Raw genomic sequence first — 773 nt, 5'->3', positions numbered from 1 at the left:
TAGGGTCAGGACCCATTGATTTCCGCTTGGCTGCGTGATTCACGGTTCGAAAATCGAGCGGTGACCATGTCTGATCTTTTCTGGCTGACGGATGCGCAGATGGCGCGTCTTGAGCCTTTCTTCCCCAAGTCCCACGGCAAACCACGCGTTGATGATCGACGTGTGTTGAGCGGCATTATCTTCATTAATCGCAATGGGTTGAGATGGCGCGATGCCCCTTCGGCGTATGGCCCACACAAGACGCTCTATAACCGTTGGAAGCGGTGGAGCGACAAAGGCATCTTCGCCCGGATGATGGCCGGTCTGGCTGCCGAACACGGTGAAGAGAAGACCGTGATGATCGATGCCACCTACCTGAAGGCCCACCGTACCGCGACCAGTTTGGGCGTCAAAAAAGGGGGGGTGGACGCCTGATCGGTCGCACCAAGGGCGGCATGAACACCAAGTTGCATGCCATCTGCGACAGCCGGGGACGTCCGCTCAACCTGTTCATCACCGCCGGTCAGGTCAGCGATTACATTGGTGCGCGGGCACTGCTGAGCGGCCTGCCGGATGTCGATTGGCTGCTCGGGGATCGTGGCTATGACGCCGATTGGTTCCGGGAAGCGTTGAAAGACAAAGGGATACGCGCCTGCATCCCTGGCCGGAAGCAGCGGAAGAAACCGGTTAAGTACGACAAGCGTCGTTACAAACGGCGCAACCGGATCGAGATCATGTTCGGCAGGTTGAAGGATTGGCGGCGTGTGGCAACCCGCTACGACAGGTGCCCGAAG

General features: G+C 58.6%; 1 protein-coding gene. It reads left to right on the top strand.

Annotated features, from left to right (window positions below):
• Window positions 1-66 precede the first annotated feature (66 nt).
• A protein-coding gene (locus tag ACR0AO_RS25480; protein ID WP_480609849.1) for an IS5 family transposase occupies window positions 67-773 on the top strand; the annotation gives its coding sequence in 2 pieces (ribosomal slippage) (window positions 67-403 and window positions 403-773; 708 coding nt annotated over the 2 pieces). This gene is flagged as partial in the annotation.

The sequence above is a fragment of the Ruegeria sp. AF8 genome, assembly GCF_056541825.1.
This window is presented reverse-complemented; position numbering and strand designations above follow the sequence as displayed.